This is a genomic window from Cellulomonas edaphi (assembly GCF_030362815.1).
Classification (GTDB): domain Bacteria; phylum Actinomycetota; class Actinomycetes; order Actinomycetales; family Cellulomonadaceae; genus Cellulomonas; species Cellulomonas edaphi.
Window position 1 is genome coordinate 32,403 of sequence record NZ_JAUCGR010000004.1, and the last position, 22,022, is coordinate 54,424.

The following is a 22,022-nucleotide window of genomic DNA, read 5'->3' on the forward strand; positions in this document are numbered from 1 at the left end:
CCATGGCACGACCCATCACCCTGTTCACCGGCCAGTGGGCGGACCTGCCGTTCGAGGAGGTCGCGCGGCTCGCGGCGGGCTGGGGCTACGACGGCCTGGAGATCGCCTGCTGGGGCGACCACCTGGACCCGTGGCGCTGGGACGACGAGGAGTACGTGGCCGGCCGGCTCGAGATCCTGGAGCGCCACGGCCTCAAGGTCTGGGCGATCTCCAACCACCTCAAGGGCCAGGCGGTGTGCGACGACCCGATCGACCAGCGGCACCGCGACATCCTCCCCGACGTGGTCTGGGGCGACGGCGACCCCGAAGGCGTCCGGCAGCGCGCCGCGACCGAGATGCAGCACACCGCCCGGCTCGCGGCCAAGCTCGGCGTGAAGACCGTCGTGGGCTTCACCGGGTCGAGCATCTGGAAGTACGTCGCGATGTTCCCGCCCGTCTCGCAGGCCGCGGTGGACGCGGGCTACCAGGACTTCGCCGCCCGGTGGAACCCCATCCTGGACGTCTTCGACGAGGTGGGCGTGCGGTTCGCGCACGAGGTGCACCCGAGCGAGATCGCGTACGACTACTGGACCACGGTGCGCACGCTCGAGGCGATCGGGCACCGCGAGGCCTTCGGCCTGAACTGGGACCCGAGCCACTTCATCTGGCAGCAGCTGGACCCGGTGGACTTCATCGGCGACTTCGCGGACCGGATCTACCACGTGGACTGCAAGGACGTGAAGCTGCGGCTGGGCAACGGACGCAACGGGCGGCTCTCCTCGCACCTGGCCTGGGCCGACCAACACCGCGGGTGGGACTTCGTGTCGACCGGTCGCGGGGACGTGCCGTGGGAGGCGTCGTTCCGGGCGCTGAACGCCATCGGGTACGACGGCCCCATCTCGGTGGAGTGGGAGGACGCCGGGATGGACCGGCTGCTGGGCGCGGCCGAGGCGCTGGAGTTCGTGCGTCGCAACGCGTTCGCGGCCCCGGCCGCGGCGTTCGACGCGGCGTTCAGCGCGCGCTGAACGCCGGTGGCCGGCCGCGCCGCAGGGAGCGCTTGAGGGGGCGCCGGACCCGCGGCGCGGCCGGCCACCGGAGCTTCCCCCGCAACACCCGGCATGTGCCGCTGAGGTGGAGCGGGGGGATACTGACGCGATGATCTCCACCGACCTGGCCCTGCTGCTGCGGTCCGCCGGTCTGCGGTGGACCCCGGCGTCCGGGGACCGGTTCCGGGTGCTCGTCGACGGGCTCGACGACGACGTCTTCACGATCAGCGAGATGACCATCGAGGCGCACGCCTACGACACGGGCACGGTCCTCGGCTTCAACGGGACCACCGAGTGGGCGCTGGACTCGGTCGCGCAGGAGGACGCCCTGTGGCTGCCGCGCGAAGACCAGCTGCGCGAGAAGCTCGGAGGGACGTTCCGGTCGCTCGCCCGGTCCCTCGACGGCTCGTTCCAGGTGGTGATCGAGGTCGCGGGCCGGCCGGCGCAGGCGTTCGGCTCCGACACGGCCGAGGACGCGTACGCCCTGGCGCTGCTGTCGCTCGTCACCGCGGCGGTCGACGAGGCGGTGCGGGCACCGCACTAGACTCGGGCGCATGTCCTCCCTCTCCCGCGACGAGGTCGCGCGCGTGGCGGGGCTGGCCCGGATCGACCTGACCTCCGCCGAGCTGGACCGGCTCGCCGGTGAGCTCGACGTCATCGTCGAGTCGGTCGCGCGCGTGAGCGAGATCGCCACGCCGGACGTGCCGGCCACCAGCCACCCCCTGCCCCTGTCGAACGTCTTCCGCACCGACGTGCCCGTGGCGCCGGTGGACCGTGACGCCGTGCTCGCCTCGGCCCCCGCGGCGCAGGACGGCAAGTTCCTGGTGCCGCAGATCCTGGGGGAGGACTCGTGAGCGACCTGACGCGGCTGAGCGCCGCCGCGCTCGCGGACGCGCTGAGCTCGGGCGAGACGTCGAGCGTCGAGGCGACGCAGGCCCACCTGGACCGCATCGCGGCCGTCGAGGGTGCGGTGCACGCGTTCCTGCACGTCAGCACGGACGAGGCGCTCGCGACCGCCGCGGACGTCGACGCGCGCCGCGCCGCGGGCGAGCAGCTGCACGCGCTCGCCGGCGTGCCGATCGCCGTCAAGGACGTCGTCGTGACGCAGGGCCTGCCCACCACGGCCGGCTCGAAGATCCTCGAGGGCTGGGTGCCGCCGTACGACGCGACGCTCGTCGAGAAGATCAAGGCGGCTGGTCTGCCCATCCTCGGCAAGACCAACATGGACGAGTTCGCCATGGGGTCGAGCACCGAGCACTCGGCGTACGGCAACACCCACAACCCGTGGGACCTCGACCGCATCCCCGGTGGGTCCGGCGGTGGTTCGGCCGCGGCCGTGGCCGCGTACGAGGCCCCTCTGGCGATCGGCACGGACACCGGCGGCTCGATCCGCCAGCCCGCGGCCGTCACCGGCACGGTCGGCGTCAAGCCCACGTACGGCGGCGTCTCCCGGTACGGGCTCATCGCCCTCGCCTCGTCGCTCGACCAGGCGGGACCCGTCACCCGTACGGTGCTCGACTCCGCGCTGCTGCACGAGCTGATCGGCGGCCACGACCCCCGCGACTCGACGAGCCTCGCCGAGCCGCTGCCCGCGCTCGTGGCAGCGGCCCGCCTGGGTGCGGCCGCGGACCTCTCGGGCGTGCGCGTCGGCGTGATCACCGAGCTGCAGGGGGAGGGCTACCAGCCGGGCGTGCTGGCCCGCTTCGAGGAGTCGCTCGAGCTGCTCCGCGGCGCCGGCGCAGAGATCGTCGAGGTCTCCTGCCCGCGCTTCACCTACGCGCTCGCGGCGTACTACCTGATCCTCCCCGCGGAGGCGTCGAGCAACCTCGCCAAGTTCGACGGCATGCGGTTCGGCCTGCGGGTCATCCCCGACGACAACCCGACGGCCGAGCGCGTGATGTCCGCGACGCGTGGCCAGGGCTTCGGCGACGAGGTCAAGCGCCGCATCATCCTCGGCACGTACGCGCTGTCGGCCGGCTACTACGACGCCTACTACGGCTCGGCCCAGAAGGTCCGCACGCTCATCCAGCGCGACTTCGCCGCCGCATTCGAGAAGGCCGACGTGCTCGTGTCGCCCACCGCGCCGACCACGGCGTTCAAGCTCGGCGAGAAGCTCGACGACCCGCTCGCGATGTACCTCAACGACGTCGCGACGATCCCCGCCAACCTGGCCGGCGTCCCCGGCCTGTCGCTGCCGAGCGGCCTGTCCGACGACGGCCTGCCCGTCGGCTTCCAGGTGCTGGCCCCGGCGAAGGCGGACGACCGCCTCTACCGGGTGGGCGCCGCGCTCGAGGCCCTGCTGGAGAACGAGTGGGGCGGCCCGCTGCTGGGCCGCGCCCCGGAACTGGAGACCCGATGAGCGCCGCCCTGGTGGACCTCGTGGACTACGACGAGGCCGTCGCCCGCTTCGACCCGGTGATCGGGATCGAGGTGCACGTCGAGCTCGGCACCGCCACGAAGATGTTCGACGGCGCCCCCGCGGGCTTCGGCGAGGAGCCCAACACCTCGGTCACGCCGGTCTCCCTGGGCCTGCCCGGGGCGCTGCCCGTCGTCAACGAGCGGGCGGTGGAGTACGCGATCCGCATCGGGCTCGCGCTCAACTGCTCCATCGCGGAGAGCTGCCGGTTCGCGCGCAAGAACTACTTCTACCCGGACGTACCGAAGAACTTCCAGACGTCGCAGTACGACGAGCCCATCGCGTACGACGGGTACGTGGACGTGGAGCTCGAGGACGGCACCGTGTTCCGCGTCGACATCGAGCGCGCGCACATGGAGGAGGACGCGGGCAAGAACACCCACGTGGGCGGCTCGACGGGCCGCATCCACGGCGCGGAGTACTCGCTGGTGGACTACAACCGCGCCGGCATCCCGCTCGTGGAGATCGTCACGCGCCCCATCCTGGGTGCGGGGGAGCGGGCACCGGAGGTCGCACGCGCCTACGTCCAGACGCTGCGCGACCTGTTCCGGGCGCTCGAGGTGTCCGAGGCCCGCATGGAGCGGGGCAACGTGCGCGCCGACGTGAACGTCTCGCTGCGGGACACGCCGGAGTCCCCGCTGGGCACCCGCACCGAGACCAAGAACGTCAACTCGTTCCGTTCGGTCGAGCGCGCGGTCCGCTACGAGATCAGCCGTCAGGCGGCCGTGCTCGACGCGGGCGGCTCGGTCACGCAGGAGACCCGGCACTGGCACGAGGACACGGGCACCACGACGGCCGGGCGCGTGAAGTCCGACGCGGAGGACTACCGCTACTTCCCCGAGCCCGATCTCGCGCCGATCGTCCCCGACCGGGCATGGATCGAGGAGATCCGCGCGGCGCTCCCCGAGCTCCCGGCCGCCCGCCGTCGTCGCCTGCAGGGCGAGTGGGGTTACGCGGACGCCGAGATGCGCGACGTCGTCAACGCCGGCGCGGTGGAGCTCATCGAGGCCACCGTCGCGGCGGGCGCCTCGCCCGCTGCGGCGCGCAAGTGGTGGATGGGCGAGCTGGCCCGCACGGCCAAGCAGCAGGAGGTCGAGCTGGGCGACCTGCCGATCACTCCCGCGCAGATCGCTGCGCTGCAGTCGCTCGTGGACAGCGGCCGGATCAACGACAAGCTCGCGCGCCAGGTGCTCGAGGGCGTGCTCGCCGGGGAGGGTGAGCCCGAGGCCGTCGTGGTCGCTCGCGGGCTCGAGGTCGTCTCCGACGACGGTCCGCTCCTGGAGGCCATCGACGCCGCGCTGGCGTCGCAGCCCGACGCGGCGGACAAGATCCGCTCCGGGAACCTGGGCCCGGTGGGCGCCATCATCGGCGCCGTCATGAAGGCCACGCGCGGGCAGGCGGACGCCGGCCGCGTGCGCGAGCTGGTGCTCGAGCGCACCCAGGGCTGACGCTCGCTGGCGGCCCGGCCCCGCCGGGCCGCCAGCAGCGCAACGGCGGGGCGGCGGCGGGGCGGCGTGGGGGCGCGGGCCGGCCGACACGTCCGGGTAACGTCGGGGCCACACGCGCGCCGTACCGTCCGTGGGGACGAGAGGAGACGCCGGTGGAGAAGCCGACGCTGCAGGGCGAGATGATCACGCTGCGCCCCATCCGGCCCGACGACGCGCAGGCCATGTGGGAGATGCTCGCGGACCCCGAGGGCAACCGCCTGACGGGCACGACCAGGACGTTCACGCGCGAGGAGGTCGACGCCTGGTGCGCCGGCCTGGCGACGGCCGAGGGCCGCTACGACTTCGCGGTCACCGCCAACGGTGACGACGCGTTCCGGGGCGAGATCGTGCTCAACGAGGTCGACGAGGTGGTCCGCTCGGCGAACCTCAGGCTCTCCATGGGGCCGACGTACCGCGGGCGCGGATACGGAACCGAGGGGATCCAGCTCGTGCTGGGCTTCGCGTTCGACGGCATCGGCCTGCACCGCGTCGAGCTGGACGTGCTGAGCATCAACGCGCGGGCGAAGTCCCTCTACGAGAACCTCGGCTTCCGCGTGGAGGGCCGCAAGCGGGACGCGTACCGGGACGGGGACGGCTACTGCGACGCCATCATCATGGCGATCCTCGAGGACGAGTACCGCGCCGGCCAGCTGACCTGAGCCGCGCGTGCTCGACGAACGGCGCGTGGCCCGCAGCGGGTCACGCGCCGTTCGTCGAGGTCGCTGGTCAGCGGAGCCAGGTGTACTTCTGCACGATGGGCAGGTTCGCCCACCACTTGCCCAGCCCCCACGTGTCACCGGCGAAGGTCAGCGCGGCGATGATCAGCACCAGCGCGTAGATCACGTGGTAGTCGATCAGCGGGTTGGTCGAGCCCTGCTGCAGGGGCCACTCGGCGAGCCACATGAGCGCCATGATGAGCGAGCCGGCCACGGCAGACACGCGCAGGCCGATGCCGAGCATCACCGCGAGGCCCACGCCCAGCATGCCCAGCATGAACAGCCAGTCGGTGGCGGGGCTGGCGATGTCGCCGAAGAAGTCCTTGAGGGGGCCGGTGGTGCCGAACTTCAGGAAGCCCTGGCTCGGCGTGCCGCCGTCGATCCACGAGAGGCTCGGCTCGCCCTCGGCCACGGCGGCGCCGGTGCTGTAGTGGAGGCCGAAGGTCTTGTCGAGGAAGGCCCACAGGAAGATGAATCCCGTGGCCAGGCGGGCGAGCGCGAGCGCGATCCGCGCCCGGCTCGACGTCACGACGGACGATGCGGTGGTGGCGGTGCTTTCGGGAGCAAGGACGGCGGTCATGGTCGCACTTTCTTCGAGGGCGGTGCGGCGTCGTCGTCGACGTCGTGGTTCCACCTTTGTGCGCGTTTGGTGAAGACCCCAGGGACGTTCGTCCCGTTCTCACCTGCCGCGCTGGTACGCCTCGAGAGCAGCGGTCCGCTCGGCCTTGTGGTCGACGATGCGCGCGGGATACCCCGGAGCCGCGTCCGCACCGAGGCGCCACGGCTGGTGCACGGCTCGGCCGGGTACCGAGCGCAGCTCCGGCACCCACCGCCGCACGTAGGAGCCCTCGGGGTCGAACTTCTCGCCCTGCAGCACCGGGTTGAAGACGCGGAAGTAGGGCGCGGCGTCGCGTCCGGTACCGGCCACCCACTGCCAGTTCAGCTGGTTCTGCGGCACGTCGCCGTCCACCAGCCACTCCATGAAGTGCGCCGCGCCTCGCTGCCACTCGAGGTGCAGGTCCTTGACCAGGAACGACGCGACCACCATGCGCACCCGGTTGTGCATCCAGCCGATCGCGCGCAGCTGGCGCATGCCCGCGTCGACGAGGGGGTAGCCGGTGCGGCCGTCCCGCCAGGCGTCGAACGCGGCGTCCGCCGCCGCGCCGCGCGCCCACGAGTCGTCGGGCACCACCGGTCGCAGGGACGTCCGCGCGGCCCCGGGGTGGTGCCAGAGAACGTCGGCATGGAACTCCCGCCACGCGAGCTCCGAGCGGAACGTCCCCGCCGAGTCGTGGCGGTGGCTGCTGAGGTCCGCGAGCAGGGTGCGCGGGTGGACCTCGCCGTACTTGAGCGGGATCGACATGGCGGACGTGCCGTCGAGGTCGGGGCGGTCGCGGTCCGTGCCGTAGCGGGCCAGGTCGTCGTCGACGAAGCGCCGCCACCGGTCTCGCGCGGCGTGCTCGCCGGCCGCGGGCAGGTCGACGTCGGTGTGCGGCGCCGCGGGCACGCCGTCCGAGGGCAGCGTGGCCCACGGGACGGAGCGCGGCCGCGGCGCGGGTGCGGCCCAGCCGTGGTCGAGCCACGCCCGGCGGAACGGCGTGAACACCTGGAAGGGCGTACCGGCGCCGCTCGTCAGCCGGCCGGGCGCCACCGCGTACGGCGAGCCCGTGGGTACCAGGTCGACGTCGCCGAGCGCTCGGGCCACCGCGGCGTCCCGTCGGCGGCCGTACGGCTCGGTGGCCGCCGTGACGTGCACCGAGTCGGCGCCCACCTCGGCCGCGAGGCGCGGGACCACGTCGGCCGCTGCGCCGGTCCGCACGACGAGCCGGCCGCCGAGCTCGGCGTCCAGGGCGCGCAGGGAGGCCGCGAGGTAGGCGAGCCGCGGCCCGCCCGCGCTGCGCCAGAGCAGCGGGTCGACGACGAACAGGGCGACCACCTCGTCGTCGGCGGCGCGGGCGCGCTGGACGGCCGCGACCAGCGCGGGGTTGTCCGCGAGCCGCAGGTCGCGGCGGAACCAGTGCACGCTCGTCACGGCGTCACGGTAGGTGGTCCGTCGGGGCCCGGCGACTCGTGGTGGCGGAGCGAGCCACGACCGGCCACGATGGGGCGATGGCCCCACCTGACGAGTCGGACCGTGCCGCAGGGGTGATGACCGGCTCCGTGGTGCCCCGCGACCACGCCTTCTTCGGGCACCCGCTCGGGCTGTTCACGCTCTCCGGCACCGAGCTGTGGGAGCGGTTCAGCTACTACGGCATGCGCGCCATCCTGCTGCTGTACATCACGGACACGGTGGCGAACGGCGGGCTCGGTTTCGGCACGACGACCGGCGAGGCGCTCGTCGCCGCGTACGGCGCCTCGGTCTACCTGGTCTCGGTGCTGGGTGGCTGGCTCGCCGACCGGGTGATCGGCGCGCGGCGCTCGGTCCTCTACGGCGGCGTGGTGATCGCCGCGGGCCACGTGCTCCTGTCGATCCCGAGTGCCGGGTTCTCGTTCGCGGGCATCGTGCTCGTGGCGCTCGGCACCGGGCTGCTCAAGCCCAACGTGTCCTCGATGGTGGGCGAGCTGTACGCGCGCGACGACCCGCGCCGCGACTCGGCCTTCTCGATCTTCTACATGGGCATCAACATCGGCTCGCTCGCGGCCCCGTTCGCCGTGGGGGCCGTGCGGGAGGCGTGGGGGTACCACGCCGGGTTCCTCGTCGCGGCGATCGGCATGGGCATCGCCCTCGTCTTCTTCGTCCTCGGCCGCTCGCTCCTGGGCGGCGCGGGGGACGTGCCGCCCAACCCGCTGACGCCCGCCGACCGCGGGCCGGTGCGGCGCCTGTTCGCCCTGGTGGGCGCCGGCTGCCTGGTGGCGCTGCTCGTCGCGATCTGGGTCGAGGGCGGGTTCTCGGCGGACACGGTCGTCGACGCGCTGTCCTACATCGCGCTCGCCGCCCCCGTGGCGACCTTCTGGGTCATGTTCCGCTCGCCGAACGTGACCGCGCGGGAGCGCTCACGCCTGCGCGCGTACATCCCCCTGTTCGTGGCCGCGATGCTGTTCTGGATGATCTTCGAGCAGGCGGGCAGCACGCTCACCTCGTTCGCCGAGGACAGCACGGACCGCACGGTCGGCGGGATCACCATCTCGACGGTCTTCTACCAGTCGCTCAACCCGGCGTTCATCATCCTGCTCGCGCCGGTGTTCGCGTGGCTCTGGCTGCGGCTCGACGACCGTCCGCCCACCGCGGTGAAGTTCGCGATCGGCCTGACCCTGGTGGCGCTGAGCTTCGTGTTCCTCGGCGCTGCCGCCTGGCACGCGGGCGACGGCAAGTCGCCCTGGTGGGTGCTCGTCGTGGTCTACCTGGTCCAGACGCTCGGCGAGCTGTGCCTGTCGCCCGTGGGGCTGGCGGCGACCACGCTGCTCGCGCCCAAGGCGTTCCGCGGCCAGGCCATGGCGCTGTGGTTCCTGGCCACGAGTGCGGGCAACGCCATCACGGCGCAGCTGGTGCAGGCCACGGAGGACGTGGACGACGCCGCGTACTTCGGCGGGATCGGTATCGTCGCGCTCCTGTTCGCGCTCGTGATGTTCGCTCTCGCGCCGTGGGTCACGCGACACATCCGCGAGGGCGCGGAGAGTGCGGGCGAGAAGGCGCACCTCGCCTGACGGGCGGGCCGCGGACGCCGGTGCCAGGCTGGGGCGCATGGCCGAGCAGACGCTGTCCGACTCCGACGTGACCGCCGCGGTCGACCCGCGACACTGGCGCGTGCTGCTGCGCACGCTGCGGGCGACGTTCACGGGACCCGACTTCGCGACGGGTGCGGCGTTCGTGGCGCGGATCGCGGAGGTGGCTGACGAGGCCAACCACCACCCGGACGTGCTGCTGCGGTGGGGGCAGGTCACCGTGACGACGTCGAGCCATGACGTCGGACGGCTGACCCAGCGCGACATCGACCTGGCGCGCGCCGTCTCGGCGATCGCGGACGAGCTCGGCATGGAGCCGGCGGTGCAGCGTTCGGAGATGCTCGAGATCGCGGTCGACGCCCTCGACATCCCCGCGGTGCGGCCGTTCTGGGCCGCCGTGTTCGGCTACGACGTCTCGTCGGACGGCAGCGAGGTGTCCGACCCCGCGGGCGTGGGGCCGACCGTGTGGTTCCAGCAGATGGACGAGCCGCGCCCGCAGCGCAACAGGATCCACTTCGACATCACCGTTCCGCACGACCTCGCCCAGGCCCGGATCCGGGCGGTCATCGAGGCCGGCGGGCATCTCGTCAGCGACGAGGCCGCGCCGTCGTTCTGGATCGTGGCCGACCCCGAGGGCAACGAGGTGTGCATCTGCACCTGGCAGGGGCGGAGCACCGCCTAGCGGCGCCGTGGACCAAGAGGCGGACGCCTCCTGGACCTGCGCGGACGCGGACGTAGCCTGGCTCGGCAGCCGCGCGGTGCGGCTGCTCCCGTGTCGAAGGAGCTGACCGGTATGAGCCGCCCCCTGCGCTCTCGGACGTCCACCCATGGCCGCAACATGTCCGGGGCGCGTGCCCTGTGGCGTGCGACGGGCATGGGCTCGGAGGACTTCGGCAAGCCGATCATCGCCATCGCGAACTCCTACACGCAGTTCGTCCCGGGCCACGTGCACCTCAAGGACATGGGCGACCTCGTGGCGTCGGCCATCCGCGAGGCGGGTGGCGTCTCCAAGGAGTTCAACACCATCGCGGTCGACGACGGCATCGCGATGGGCCATGCGGGGATGCTCTACTCGCTGCCCAGCCGCGACCTCATCGCCGACTCGGTCGAGTACATGGTCAACGCGCACTGCGCGGACGCCCTGGTCTGCATCTCCAACTGCGACAAGATCACGCCGGGCATGCTCAACGCGGCCCTGCGGCTGAACATCCCCGTGGTGTTCGTCTCCGGCGGGCCCATGGAGGCGGGCAAGGCGATCGTCGCGAACGGCGTCGCATCCACCCCGCTCAACCTCATCAACGCCATCAACTACTCGGCGGACGACAACGTGAGCGACGAGGCCCTCGCCGCCGTCGAGGAGTCGGCGTGCCCGACGTGCGGGTCGTGCTCCGGCATGTTCACCGCCAACTCGATGAACTGCCTCACCGAGGCGCTCGGCCTCTCGCTGCCGGGCAACGGCTCGACCCTGGCCACCCACGCCGCCCGCCGCGAGCTGTTCCTCGAGGCCGGCCGCACGATCGTGGACCTCGCCCGCCGGTACTACGAGGACGAGGACGACACGGCGGCACCGCGCGGCATCGCGACGAAGGCCGCCTTCGCCAACGCCATGACGCTCGACGTGGCCATGGGCGGCTCCACCAACACGGTCCTGCACATCCTCGCCGCGGCCCAGGAGGCCGAGGTCGACTTCGACCTCAGCGACATCGAGGACCTGTCGCGCCGGGTTCCGTGCCTGTCCAAGGTCGCCCCCAACCACCCCAGCTTCCACATGGAGGACGTGCACCGCGCGGGCGGCATCCCCGCGCTGCTCGGTGAGCTGGACCGGGCCGGGCTGCTCGACCACGACGTGACCTCCGTGCACACGCCGACGCTGCGCGCCTGGCTGGACGACTGGGACGTGCGCGGCGGCAAGGCGACGGAGCGGGCCGTCGAGCTGTTCCACGCCGCACCCGGGGGCGTGCGCACCACGGAGGCGTTCTCGACGCAGAACCGCTGGGACCGCCTGGACACGGACGCCGCGAACGGGTGCATCCGCGACCTCGCGCACGCCTACACCGTCGAGGGCGGGCTCGCCGTGCTACGCGGCAACCTCGCGGAGGACGGTGCCGTGCTCAAGACGGCGGGCATCGACCCGGACGTCTTCCACTTCGTGGGTCGTGCCCTCGTCTGCGAGTCGCAGGACGAGGCCGTCGAGAAGATCCTGACCAAGCAGGTGCAGCCGGGGCACGTCGTCGTGGTCCGCTACGAGGGCCCCGCGGGCGGTCCCGGCATGCAGGAGATGCTCTACCCGACGTCCTTCATCAAGGGCCGCGGGCTGGGCAAGGTCTGCGCGCTCATCACCGACGGCCGGTTCTCGGGCGGGTCGAGCGGCATCTCCGTGGGCCACATCTCGCCCGAGGCTGCGGCCGGCGGCACGATCGGCCTCGTCGAGGACGGCGACGAGATCGAGATCGACGTGGACACCCGGCTCATCCGGGTCAACGTGCCGGACGAGGTGCTCGCCGAGCGTCGGGCCAAGATGGAGGCGTCGGAGAACCCGTGGCAGCCGCTGAATCGCGACCGCTACGTGTCCCCGGCGCTGCAGGCCTACGCCGCGATGGCCACGTCCGCCGACCGCGGCGCGGTGCGCGACGTGTCCCTCCTGCGCCGACGCTGACGGGTCTCTCCCAGGGGGCGCGGGCGGTCAGCCGTTCGACGAGCTGTGCCGCGGCAGCCGGGCGTCCAGCCAGCTGATCAGGTCGCCGGTGCTGCGCGTCTGCATGAACACCTGCCCGGGGCCGACGAACTCGGCCACCAGCCCCTCACCGCCCAGGAACGTCGTCTTCCACGTGCCGGCCTTGCGGATCGAGTACTGCACGGTGCTCTCGAACGCGACCACGTGTCCGGTGTCGACCACCATCCGCTCGCCCGGCGCCAGGCTCGCACCGCGGATGCCGCCGTACGCGGCGACCAGCAGGTCGCCCTGGCCGGAGCAGCGCAGCAGGATCAGGCCGGCCCCGGAGAAGAAGCCCCTCGCGCCGCCCCACGACGAGTCGACCTCGACGCTCAGGTCGGACGCGAGCCACCCGCCCGACTGCACGAGCAGCTCGTCGCCGCCCGGGAGACTCACCAGGGCGATGTCTCCCGGCAGGGCCGGTGCGACGCCGATGCTCCCGCCCGCCTTGCTCGAGAAGTCGTTGACGAAGAAGCTCTCGCCGCCGAACGCGCGGCGCAGCCCCGTCATGAACCCGCCTCGGGTGGAGGTCTCGACCCTGACGTCGCCGCGCTGGCTCGCCATCGCCCCCGACTCGACACGGACGGACCCGCCCGGCTCCAAGGTGATCTCCGCGAACGCGAAGGCTGGTCCATCGTCGATCTGCACGTGCACGGTTCTCTCCCTGACATCGTCGTAGGTGTCGCCATCATGCCCGGTCTGACCTGCGCCCGGGCCGAGCAGGCGACCTGGCCCGGTCCTAGACTCCGGGCATGACCGAAGCTCGCACTCCCGACATCAAGCCTCGCTCGCGCACGGTCACCGACGGCCTGGAGGCGACCGCGTCCCGCGGCATGCTCCGGGCGGTCGGTCTGGGCGACGACGACTTCGCGAAGCCGCAGGTGGGCGTCGCGAGCTCCTGGAACGAGATCACGCCGTGCAACCTGTCGCTGCAGCGCCTCGCGCAGGCCGCGAAGGCCGGCGTGCACGCCGCGGGCGGGTACCCGCTCGAGTTCGGCACCATCTCCGTGTCCGACGGCATCTCGATGGGCCACGAGGGCATGCACTTCTCGCTCGTGAGCCGCGACATCATCGCCGACTCGGTCGAGACGGTCATGCAGGCGGAGCGGCTCGACGGGTCGGTGCTGCTGGCGGGCTGCGACAAGTCCCTGCCCGGCATGCTCATGGCCGCGGCGCGGCTCGACCTCGCGAGCGTGTTCCTCTACGCGGGCTCGATCGCGCCCGGCTGGGTCAAGCTCGAGGACGGCACCGAGAAGGACGTCACGATCATCGACGCGTTCGAGGCGGTCGGCGCGTGCGCGCGCGGGCTCATGAGCCGCGAGGACGTCGACCGGATCGAGCGCGCGATCTGCCCGGGCGAGGGTGCCTGCGGCGGCATGTACACCGCCAACACCATGGCGTCGGTCGCCGAGGCGATCGGCATGTCGATCCCCGGCTCCGCGGCACCGCCGTCGGCCGACCGCCGCCGCGACGCCTTCGCGCACAAGTCGGGCGAGGCCGTCGTGGAGATGCTGCGGCGGGGCATCACGGCGCGCCAGATCATGACCAAGGAGGCGTTCGAGAACGCGATCGCCGTGGTCATGGCGTTCGGCGGGTCGACCAACGCCGTGCTGCACCTGCTCGCCATCGCGCACGAGGCCGAGGTGGACCTCACGCTGGCCGACTTCTCCCGCGTCGCGGCGCGGGTCCCGCACCTGGGCGACCTCAAGCCGTTCGGCCGGTACGTCATGAACGACATCGACCGCATCGGCGGCGTGCCGGTGGTCATGAAGGCGCTGCTCGACGCCGGGCTCCTGCACGGTGACTGCCTCACGGTCACGGGCAAGACGATCGCCGAGAACCTCGCGGACGTGAACCCCCCCGACCCGGACGGCAAGATCCTGCGGGCCCTGGACAACCCCATCCACCGCACGGGCGGGATCACGATCCTGCACGGGTCTCTGGCGCCCGAGGGCGCCGTGGTGAAGTCGGCGGGGTTCGACAGCGACGTCTTCGAGGGCACCGCGCGCGTGTTCGACCGGGAGCGCGCGGCGATGGACGCGCTCGAGGACGGCACGATCGTCGCGGGCGACGTGGTCGTCATCCGCTACGAGGGCCCCAAGGGCGGCCCGGGCATGCGCGAGATGCTCGCGATCACCGGTGCGATCAAGGGCGCGGGGCTCGGCAAGGACGTCCTGCTCCTCACCGACGGCCGCTTCTCGGGCGGCACCACCGGGCTGTGCGTCGGGCACGTCGCACCCGAGGCGGTGGACGCCGGCCCCATCGCGTTCGTGCGCGACGGGGACCGCATCCGCCTCGACGTGGCGAACGCGACGCTCGACATCCTGGTGCCGGCCGACGAGCTCGACGCCCGCCGCGCGGGCTGGGCACCGCTGCCGCCCACCTACACCCGCGGCGTGCTGGCCAAGTACGCGAAGCTGGTCCAGTCGGCCTCCAAGGGGGCCGTGCTGACGTGATCCGTCCGCGCTGACGGCCTCCGCCGAGGTAGGGCTGCCCCACGGCGAGGTCGGTGGGGCAGCCGCACTGACCAGCTCGTCGCCCGTCCCTAGCGTCGGGCGCATGACCACCACGGCTGCACGGACCACGCCCGAGCGCACCCGACGACGAGGGCACCGGGTCAGCTGGACCGTGGTCACGCTGACCTCGCTGGCCGTCGCCACCTACGCCGTGAGCCCCTACCTGATGCGCTCGCTGCGGGCCCTGGCGGCCGACGACGTCGGGCTCGCGACCGGCTACGCAGGGCGTCCGGCGCCCGTGCTGCTGGCGTTCTCCCTGCACGTCGCGGCGGGCGGCGTCGCGCTGCTCGTGGGGCCGTTCTCGTTCTGGGCGGGGCTGCGTCGTCGTCGGCCCGCCGTGCACCGCGCGATCGGCCGCACCTACCTCGGGGCGGTCGGCGTCGCGGGGGTGGGGGCGCTTGCGCTCGCGCCCGTGAACACCGCGGGCATGGTCGGCCTCTTCGGGTTCGGCACGCTCGCGGTGCTGTGGCTCGCCACGTCCTGGCGCGGATACCGCGCCATCCGCGCCGGCGACGCCGCGGGCCACCAGGCGTGGATGATCCGCAGCTTCGCGCTGACGTACGCCGCCGTGACGCTGCGCGCATGGACGGGAGTGCTGGTCGCCGTGCAGGCGCCGTTCACGTCGGGGCCGTCCGGGGTGGACACGGCGTTCGACAACGCCTACGCCGCGGTGCCGTTCCTGTGCTGGCTCCCCAACCTGGTGGTCGCCGAATGGCTGATCCGGCGACGCCACCTGCCCACGCTGCGAATCACCGAGCCGGACCGGGCGATGCAGGGCTAGCGTGCGACGCATGGGAAAGGTGCACGAGTCGATCGACGGTCGCCTGCGGGCCTTCGTCGAGAAGCAGCCGATGTTCTTCGTCGCGACCGCACCGAGCGGCGCCGACGGCCATGTCAACGTGTCACCCAAGGGCATCCCGGGGTCGTTCGTCGTGATCGACGAGCACACGGTCGCCTACGTCGACCTCACCGCGAGCGGCTCGGAGACCATCGCCCACCTGCGGGACAACGGCCGCATCACGATCATGTTCTGCGCCTTCGACGGCCCGCCGAACATCGTGCGGCTGCACGGGCGTGGACGGTTCGTGACGCTGTACGACGAGGGCTTTGACGACCTGCTGGAGCTGTTCCCGGCCGAACTCCCCGAGAACAAGGGCACGCGCGCGGTGATCGCCGTCGACGTCGAACGCGTGTCGGACTCCTGCGGCTACGGCGTGCCGCTCATGAGCTACGAGGGGGAGCGGGACCTGCTCCCGCCGTACATGGAGCGCAAGGGCGTCGAGGGCCGGGCCGACTACCGGCGGCAGAAGAACCGCGTGAGCATCGACGGGCTGCCCGGCTTCGACATGGACCCGGTCGAAGGGCGCTGATCAGCACGTCTGCTCAACCTCACCCGGCCGCGTGCCGATGGCTGGTGCAGGCGGGAGCGTCCGGCGACCGCGCTGCCGAAGGAGCCCGCGCGCGTGACGACAGAGCCTGCGATCCGCACGCGAGCGCTGCGCAAGACGTACCGGTCGTTCACGCTCCGTGAGGTCGTCGCGGTCGAGGGTCTCGACCTCGACGTGCCCGTCGGTGGTGTGCACGCCTTCCTCGGCCCCAACGGCGCCGGCAAGACGACGACCATCCGGATGCTCCTCGGCCTCGTGCGCCCGGACTCGGGCAGCATCCGCGTGCTCGGGCACGACTTCCCGGACGGGCTCGAGCGTGCCGTGGCCGGCGTCGGGGCGATCGTCGAGCAGCCCCGCTTCTTCCCCGCCTTCTCCGGGCGCCGCAACCTTCTCCTGCTCGCCCGTGGGATCGGGGGGAGCGAGCGAGCGGTGGATGCGCTGCTCGACCAGGTGGGTCTCGGTGCACGCGGCGGTGACGCCGTGCGCAAGTACGCGCTGGGGATGCGGCAGCGCCTCGCGATCGCGGCCACGCTGCTGAAGGACCCCCGTCTGCTCATCTTCGACGAGCCGACGAACGGCCTCGACCCCGAGGGCATCCACGACGTGCGCCGGACGATGCGGGACCTCGCGGACCAGGGCCGGACCGTGCTCGTCTCCAGCCACGCGCTGGGCGAGGTCGAGCAGGTGGCCGACACCGCGTCGATCGTGGTGCGCGGGCGGCTGGTGGCGTCGGGACCGGTCGCCGAGCTCGTCGGCGCCTCCGCGGCATCCAGCGTGCGGGTGCGTGTGTCGCAGCCGGCGGTCGCCGTCGGGCTGCTGAGCGCGCAGGGATGGGGCGTCCGCCAGGACGGTGACGTGCTGGTCGTGGACGGCGCGCCCGACCCCTCCGTGGTCAGTCAGGTGCTCGCCGCCGGCGGCGTGCACCCGTCGGAGCTCGCGCTGGTCCGACCCGACCTGGAGTCCGTGTTCCTGCAGCTCACCGGCTCGGACCGCGGCGCTGTGGTCGCGCCGTGAGGCTCGTCGGCGTCGAGCTGTTCCGGTTCCGCAGCCGCGCCTTCTCGTGGCTGGTCGCGGGCCTGCTGCTGCTGGTGGCCGTCGGCTTCGCGATCGAGGCGTGGCACGACACCCGCCCGCCGTCGGCCGCCACGGTCGCCGCGGCGAGGGAGGCCTACGAGTCCGACGTCGAGGCGTACGCCCCGGACGGGCCGATCCAGACGCAGTGCCGCGAGGCGCTGGCGAAGGTGCTCGAGAAGGATCCGGACTCGACGCTGACGTGCCACGCGCTGCCGACGCCTCGGCTCGAGGAGTACCTCGTGCCGCCGCGGACCTTCGCGGACGCGGTCACCTCGGCCGTCGACGGTCTGACCGGCGCGCTGGTCGTCGCGGCGATCATGGCGGCCACGAGCTTCGTGACGGCAGAGTTCTCCACCGGCTCGATGGGTCTGTGGCTCACCTTCGTGCCGCGGCGCAGCGCGGTGTTCGCGAGCAAGACGATCGCCGCGATGGCCGCGGCGGCGGTGTTCGCCGCCGGCGGCTGGGTCGCGGTGGTCCTCGCGATCACGGCCGTGCACGCCGCCTCGGGCCAGTCCGTCGGCGACGTGGTCCTGTGGGGCGACCTGCTGGCAACGGGAGCGCGGCAGGTGGCGCTCGCCGTCGTGGTCGCATCGATCGCCGCCGCCCTCGCGTTCTCCCTGCGTCATGCCGCGGCGGTCTTCGGCGTGCTCGTGTGGTGGGTCGTCTCGATCGAGCTGGTGCTGGGCGAGGTCTCCCCGACGCTCCGGCCGGTGAGCCTGGGCTTCAACGCCCAAGCGTGGGTGCACGGCCACGCCTCCTACGTGGTCGACGAGTGCATCGCCGTCGACGACTGCCGCTCCGTCGAGCACGTCGTGGGCGCGGCGCAGGGCGGGGTCGTCCTGCTCGTCGTCGCGGCCGTCGTGGCCGGGGTCGGGCTCGTCGTGTTCCGGCGCCGCGACGTCTCCTGACGCGTGCGCGTTCCACAGGATGGGCGTGTGAACCACGATGTGAGACGGCGTGACACCCAGCCTACGGAGGCGTAACCTCGCTCACGTGCAGACGATCCTCCTCGTAGTACTTCCTGAGCGCGCCGGCTGAGGCCATCCGCACAGGCCTCGTCAGCGCGCTCACCCCTCGTCAGGCCATGCGGCCTCGAGGGGTTTTCTGTTGTCCGGCACATGCATGACCCCGCAGCACCACCGCACGCAGGGAGAGAACAACGATGGCTACCGGTCCCCACCCGGCACCGCCGCGCACGCCCGCGCCGCCCGCCCACGGTCCCGCCGCAGTCGGCTCGCGCTCCGTCGCCGCCCCCGTCACCAGCTCCGTCAGTGAGCAGGTCACCGGCGCGCAGTCGATCGTCCGCTCGCTCGAGGAGGTCGGTGCCGAGGTCGTCTTCGGCATCCCGGGCGGCGCCATCCTGCCCACGTACGACCCGCTCATGGACTCCACCCGGGTGCGCCACATCCTGGTGCGGCACGAGCAGGGCGGCGGGCACGCCGCCGCTGGCTACGCCGCCGCGACCGGCAGGGTCGGCGTCTGCATGGCCACCTCGGGTCCGGGGGCGACCAACCTGGTGACCCCGATCGCGGACGCGCACATGGACTCGGTGCCGCTCGTCGCCATCACCGGCCAGGTGGGCGCGTCGCTCATCGGCACGGACGCGTTCCAGGAGGCCGACATCGTCGGCATCACGCTGCCGGTGACCAAGCACAACTACCTGGTGACGAACCCCGACGACATCCCGCGCGTGATCGCCGAGGCGTTCCACATCGCCTCGACCGGCCGTCCCGGCCCGGTGCTCGTAGACATCGCGAAGTCCGCCATGCAGTCGCAGACCACGTTCACCTGGCCGCAGGAGATCGCGCTCCCGGGCTACCACCCGGTCACCAAGCCGCACGCCAAGCAGATCCGCGAGGCGGCGCGGCTGCTCGCGACGGCCCGTCGGCCCGTCCTGTACGTGGGCGGCGGCGTGATCCGCGCCCGCGCCTCCGCGCAGCTGCGCGCGCTCGTCGACGCGTCCGGCGCTCCCGTCGTCACCACGCTCATGGCGCGCGGCGCGCTGCCCGACTCCCACCCGCAGCACCTGGGGATGCCGGGCATGCACGGGACCGTGCCGGCCGTGGCCGCGCTGCAGAAGGCCGACCTCGTGGTCGCGCTGGGCGCGCGGTTCGACGACCGTGTCACCGGCCTGCTGTCGAGCTTCGCTCCCGACGCCGCGATCGTCCACGCCGACATCGACCCGGCGGAGATCAGCAAGAACCGCACGGCGGACGTGCCGATCGTCGGTGACCTGCGCGAGGTCCTGGCCGACCTGCTGCCGGAGCTCGCGCGCGAGCACGGGCAGCACGGCAAGCCCGACCTCGAGGGCTGGTGGCGGATGCTCGACGACCTGCGCGAGGCCTTCCCGCTGGGCTTCGACGAGCCGTCCGACGGCCTGCTCGCCCCGCAGCACGTCATCTCGCGGATCGGCGCGCTCAGCGGACCCGACGCCACCTACGTCGCGGGCGTCGGCCAGCACCAGATGTGGGCTGCGCAGTTCATCCGGTACGAGCGCCCCAACGCGTGGCTCAACTCCGGCGGCCTGGGCACCATGGGCTACTCGGTCCCTGCCGCCATGGGCGCGAAGGTGGGCGAGCCGGACCGCACGGTGTGGGCGATCGACGGTGACGGCTGCTTCCAGATGACCAACCAGGAGCTCGCCACCTGCACGATCAACGACATCCCGATCAAGGTCGCGGTGATCAACAACTCCTCGCTCGGCATGGTCCGGCAGTGGCAGACCCTCTTCTACGAGGAGCGCTACTCGAACACCGACCTGCACACGGGGCACGGGACGCGGCGGGTGCCCGACTTCGTCAAGCTCGCGGACGCGTACGGGGCCGTCGGGCTGCGGTGCGAGAGCAAGGCGGACGTCGACGCCACCATCAAGCGCGCCCTGGAGATCGACGACCAGCCGGTCGTCGTGGACTTCACGGTCTCGCGCGACGCCATGGTCTGGCCGATGATCGCCGCGGGCGGCAGCAACGACAAGATCGAGTACGCCCGGGGCATCAGCCCGGCGTGGGACCGGGAGGACTGATCCAGATGAGCCGTCACACACTGTCGGTGCTCGTCGAGAACAAGCCCGGCGTGCTCACGCGCGTCGCCGGCCTGTTCGCCCGGCGCTCGTTCAACATCCACTCCCTGGCGGTCGGTCCGACGGAGCACGACGAGATCTCCCGGATCACGGTCGTCGTGGACGTCGACGAGCTGCCCCTCGAGCAGGTGACCAAGCAGCTGAACAAGCTGATCAACGTCATCAAGATCGTCGAGCTCGAGGACAGCGCCTCCGTGCAGCGCGAGCTGCTGCTGGTGAAGGTGCGCGCCGACGCGTCGCAGCGCACCGGCGTCCTGGAGATCGTCAACCTGTTCCGGGCGCACGTCGTCGACGTGGTCCCCGACTCGGTCGTCATCGAGGCGACCGGCTCCCCGGGCAAGCTCGAGGCCCTGCTCGCGGCCCTTGAGCCGTTCGGCGTCCGTGAGATCGTGCAGTCCGGCACGGTCGCCATCGGTCGCGGCTCCCGCTCGATCACGGACCGGGCGCTCGAGCGCGTCACGCGCTCCGCCTGATACCCCTTGTCTCGCACACCCACATCACCTAAGGAGTTCCACCGTGGCTGAGCTGTTCTACGACGACGATGCCGACCTGTCGCTGATCCAGTCCAAGAAGGTCGCCGTCATCGGCTACGGCAGCCAGGGGCACGCGCACTCGCTCAACCTGCGCGACTCCGGTGTCGACGTGACCGTCGGCCTGCGCGAGGGCTCCGCCTCGCGCACCAAGGCCGAGAACGAGGGCCTCAAGGTCGCCACGGTGGCCGAGGCCGTCGCCGGCGCCGAGGTCGTCGTGATCCTCGCGCCCGACCAGGTGCAGCGCATCGTCTACCGCGACGAGATCGAGCCCAACCTGCAGCCCGGCGCCGCGCTGGTGTTCGGCCACGGCTTCAACATCCGCTTCGGCTACATCAAGCCGGCCGCCGAGCACGACGTGTTCATGGTCGCCCCCAAGGGCCCCGGCCACCTGGTGCGCCGCGAGTACGTGGACGGTCGCGGCGTGCCCGTGATCGTCGCCGTCGAGCAGGACGCCTCGGGCTCCGCGTGGGCGCTCGCGCTCTCCTACGCCAAGGCGATCGGGGGCCTGCGCGCCGCCGGCATCAAGACGACGTTCACCGAGGAGACCGAGACCGACCTGTTCGGCGAGCAGGCCGTCCTGTGCGGTGGCGTCTCGCAGCTCATCCAGTACGGCTTCGAGACCCTGACCGAGGCGGGTTACCAGCCCGAGGTCGCGTACTTCGAGGTGCTGCACGAGCTCAAGCTCATCGTCGACCTCATCTTCGAGGGCGGCATCACCAAGCAGCGCTGGTCCGTCTCCGACACCGCCGAGTACGGCGACTACGTGTCTGGCCCCCGCGTGATCACGCCCGACGTCAAGGCCAACATGGGTGCGGTTCTCGCCGACATCCAGAACGGCGCCTTCGCCGAGCGGTTCATCAACGACCAGGACGCCGGCGCGCCGGAGTTCAAGGAGCTGCGCGAGAAGGGCCAGAACCACCCCATCGAGCCCGTCGGCCGCGAGCTGCGCAAGCTCTTCGCGTGGGTCAAGCCGTCCGACTCGGACTACGTCGAGGGCTCGGCCGCCCGCTGACGCCCGCGCGGTGCCCGCACCGTCTGCGCGCTGCACCCGCACCGGTGCGTCCGTTCCGACCGCCGACCGCGGGTCGCACGGCGCCGGCGCGGGCCGCGCGCGACGCGCGCCCGCGTCGCGGGACCCGCGCTCGGCGACCAGCCGCGCCAGCGCGACCGAACGGCACCCCCTCGGGGATGCCGGCGTTCGCGGGCTGCTCGGTCCGCCCGGTGCCCCGCGCGGCCGCCCGCTGACGCCCCGCGCAGCCGCCTGCGGCCGCCCGCTGACGCCCCGCGCAGCCGCCCGCGGCCGCCCGCTGACGCCCCGCGCAGCCGCCCGCGGCCGCCGCACCCGCCCGTGGCCGCCGGACCCGCCCGCGCGCTGCCCGGTCTGGCCACCGACCGCGGGTCGTACGGCGTCG

The 22,022-nt window shown here is 72.4% G+C and carries 20 protein-coding genes; 17 read left to right on the top strand and 3 right to left on the bottom strand.

Annotated features, from left to right (window positions below; translation table 11 throughout):
* The first annotated feature begins 2 nt into the window (after positions 1-2).
* From QRT05_RS13735 to QRT05_RS13760, 6 genes are all read left to right on the top strand, one after another.
* Positions 3-1,004 (top strand): sugar phosphate isomerase/epimerase family protein, encoded by a 1,002-nt coding sequence (locus QRT05_RS13735; protein ID WP_289447893.1) that lies wholly within the window; start codon positions 3-5, stop codon positions 1,002-1,004.
* A 130-nt stretch (positions 1,005-1,134) separates the two neighbouring features.
* Positions 1,135-1,569 carry a pilus assembly protein CpaE gene (locus QRT05_RS13740; protein WP_289447894.1) on the top strand — a complete coding sequence of 145 codons (435 nt, stop codon included), beginning with the start codon at positions 1,135-1,137 and terminating at the stop codon, positions 1,567-1,569.
* Positions 1,570-1,579: 10 nt separating this feature from the next.
* Positions 1,580-1,879 (top strand): Asp-tRNA(Asn)/Glu-tRNA(Gln) amidotransferase subunit GatC, encoded by a 300-nt coding sequence (gene gatC / locus QRT05_RS13745; RefSeq protein WP_289447895.1) that lies wholly within the window; start codon positions 1,580-1,582, stop codon positions 1,877-1,879.
* Positions 1,876-3,384 carry an Asp-tRNA(Asn)/Glu-tRNA(Gln) amidotransferase subunit GatA gene (gene gatA, locus QRT05_RS13750; protein ID WP_289447896.1) on the top strand — a complete coding sequence of 503 codons (1,509 nt, stop codon included), beginning with the start codon at positions 1,876-1,878 and terminating at the stop codon, positions 3,382-3,384. Before gatC ends, gatA begins: the two co-directional genes overlap by 4 nt.
* The gene (gene gatB, locus QRT05_RS13755; protein ID WP_289447897.1) at positions 3,381-4,889 is read left to right on the top strand and encodes an Asp-tRNA(Asn)/Glu-tRNA(Gln) amidotransferase subunit GatB; all 1,509 of its coding nucleotides are present in this window, start codon (positions 3,381-3,383) and stop codon (positions 4,887-4,889) included. Before gatA ends, gatB begins: the two co-directional genes overlap by 4 nt.
* Before the next feature lie 152 nt (positions 4,890-5,041).
* Entirely contained in the window at positions 5,042-5,587 is a 546-nt protein-coding gene (locus tag QRT05_RS13760) for a GNAT family N-acetyltransferase (RefSeq protein ID WP_289447898.1), read from the top strand.
* A gap of 67 nt (positions 5,588-5,654) precedes the next feature.
* Here the strand turns inward: QRT05_RS13760 and QRT05_RS13765 are convergent, their stop codons facing one another.
* Both QRT05_RS13765 and QRT05_RS13770 read right to left on the bottom strand, forming a co-directional pair.
* Positions 5,655-6,224: a DoxX family protein gene (locus QRT05_RS13765; RefSeq protein ID WP_289447899.1), complete on the bottom strand. Its 570-nt coding sequence runs from the start codon at positions 6,222-6,224 to the stop codon at positions 5,655-5,657.
* Between the two features lie 99 nt (positions 6,225-6,323).
* Positions 6,324-7,676, bottom strand: a complete 1,353-nt coding sequence (locus QRT05_RS13770) for a cryptochrome/photolyase family protein (protein ID WP_289447900.1) — start codon at positions 7,674-7,676, stop codon at positions 6,324-6,326.
* 77 nt (positions 7,677-7,753) lie between these two features.
* Here QRT05_RS13770 and QRT05_RS13775 point away from each other — a divergent pair, with 77 nt between their 5' ends.
* From QRT05_RS13775 to ilvD (QRT05_RS13785), 3 genes are all read left to right on the top strand, one after another.
* Positions 7,754-9,289, top strand: coding sequence for a peptide MFS transporter (locus QRT05_RS13775; protein ID WP_289447901.1), 1,536 nt, complete (start codon positions 7,754-7,756; stop codon positions 9,287-9,289).
* 37 nt (positions 9,290-9,326) lie between these two features.
* Complete coding sequence (locus tag QRT05_RS13780; protein ID WP_289447902.1) at positions 9,327-9,989, top strand: VOC family protein; 663 nt, start codon at positions 9,327-9,329, stop codon at positions 9,987-9,989.
* A 111-nt stretch (positions 9,990-10,100) separates the two neighbouring features.
* On the top strand, positions 10,101-11,963 hold the full coding sequence (gene ilvD / locus QRT05_RS13785) for a dihydroxy-acid dehydratase (protein WP_289447903.1): 1,863 nt from the start codon (positions 10,101-10,103) through the stop codon (positions 11,961-11,963).
* A 27-nt stretch (positions 11,964-11,990) separates the two neighbouring features.
* Here the strand turns inward: ilvD (QRT05_RS13785) and QRT05_RS13790 are convergent, their stop codons facing one another.
* Positions 11,991-12,674: a TIGR00266 family protein gene (locus QRT05_RS13790; RefSeq protein ID WP_289447904.1), complete on the bottom strand. Its 684-nt coding sequence runs from the start codon at positions 12,672-12,674 to the stop codon at positions 11,991-11,993.
* A gap of 98 nt (positions 12,675-12,772) precedes the next feature.
* Between QRT05_RS13790 and ilvD (QRT05_RS13795) the strand changes: the two genes are divergently transcribed.
* From ilvD (QRT05_RS13795) to ilvC, 8 genes are all read left to right on the top strand, one after another.
* Positions 12,773-14,476 (top strand): dihydroxy-acid dehydratase, encoded by a 1,704-nt coding sequence (gene ilvD, locus QRT05_RS13795; RefSeq protein ID WP_289447905.1) that lies wholly within the window; start codon positions 12,773-12,775, stop codon positions 14,474-14,476.
* A 103-nt stretch (positions 14,477-14,579) separates the two neighbouring features.
* A complete protein-coding gene (locus tag QRT05_RS13800; RefSeq protein WP_289447906.1) occupies positions 14,580-15,317 on the top strand; it encodes a DUF2306 domain-containing protein in 738 nt (245 codons plus the stop codon).
* A 10-nt stretch (positions 15,318-15,327) separates the two neighbouring features.
* The gene (locus QRT05_RS13805) at positions 15,328-15,906 is read left to right on the top strand and encodes a pyridoxamine 5'-phosphate oxidase family protein (protein ID WP_289447907.1); all 579 of its coding nucleotides are present in this window, start codon (positions 15,328-15,330) and stop codon (positions 15,904-15,906) included.
* 93 nt (positions 15,907-15,999) lie between these two features.
* Positions 16,000-16,938 carry an ABC transporter ATP-binding protein gene (locus QRT05_RS13810; protein WP_289447908.1) on the top strand — a complete coding sequence of 313 codons (939 nt, stop codon included), beginning with the start codon at positions 16,000-16,002 and terminating at the stop codon, positions 16,936-16,938.
* Entirely contained in the window at positions 16,935-17,906 is a 972-nt protein-coding gene (locus tag QRT05_RS13815) for an ABC transporter permease subunit (RefSeq protein ID WP_289447909.1), read from the top strand. Before QRT05_RS13810 ends, QRT05_RS13815 begins: the two co-directional genes overlap by 4 nt.
* Before the next feature lie 254 nt (positions 17,907-18,160).
* The gene (locus tag QRT05_RS13820; protein WP_289447910.1) at positions 18,161-20,020 is read left to right on the top strand and encodes an acetolactate synthase large subunit; all 1,860 of its coding nucleotides are present in this window, start codon (positions 18,161-18,163) and stop codon (positions 20,018-20,020) included.
* 5 nt (positions 20,021-20,025) lie between these two features.
* Entirely contained in the window at positions 20,026-20,550 is a 525-nt protein-coding gene (gene ilvN, locus QRT05_RS13825) for an acetolactate synthase small subunit (protein ID WP_289447911.1), read from the top strand.
* Between the two features lie 43 nt (positions 20,551-20,593).
* A complete protein-coding gene (ilvC, locus tag QRT05_RS13830; RefSeq protein WP_289447912.1) occupies positions 20,594-21,622 on the top strand; it encodes a ketol-acid reductoisomerase in 1,029 nt (342 codons plus the stop codon).
* Positions 21,623-22,022: the final 400 nt, after the last annotated feature.